Annotated in this window: 1 protein-coding gene; it reads left to right on the top strand. The window is 49.2% G+C overall.

Translation table 11 applies throughout. The features are described from left to right. Positions 1–717 (top strand): DNA gyrase subunit A (locus tag R8N47_RS25130; protein ID WP_318186093.1); only part of this gene is annotated, 717 nt, incomplete at both ends.

Genomic DNA, 717 nt, shown 5'->3' on the forward strand with positions numbered 1-717 from the left:
GGTGACTCTGCATGTTACGAAGCGATGGTATTAATGGCGCAACCATTTTCTTACCGTTACCCACTGGTTGATGGTCAGGGCAACTGGGGTGCGCCGGATGACCCGAAATCTTTCGCGGCAATGCGTTATACCGAAGCGAAACTGTCGAAGTTTGCAGAAGTATTGCTTGGTGAGTTAGGTCAGGGCACTGTGGAATGGCAACCAAACTTTGATGGCACGATGAAAGAGCCTCAAATGTTGCCAGCACGTCTACCTCATATCTTGTTGAATGGCGTAACGGGTATCGCGGTTGGTATGGCGACAGATATCCCACCTCACAACGTTCGTGAAGTGGCTGACGCAACTATCCATCTGATCGACAATCCGAAAGCAGAATTGCCTGAAGTTATGCAGTTTGTGAAAGGTCCAGATTACCCAACAGAAGCGGAGATCATTTCGCCTCAAGCGGAAATTGAAAAGATCTATCGCAACGGCCGTGGCAGCATCAAGATGCGTGCGGTATGGCATAAAGAAGGGTCAGACATCGTCATCACGTCGATTCCGCATCAAGTGTCTGGCTCGAAGCTGCTTGAGCAAATCGCAAACCAAATGCGTGCGAAGAAGCTACCGATGGTAGAAGATCTTCGTGACGAATCGGATCATGAGAACCCATCTCGCATCGTAATCGTGCCACGTTCGAATCGCGTTGATTGCGATTTGCTGATGAACCACTTGTTT

This window comes from Vibrio sp. 2132-1, from assembly GCF_033344315.1.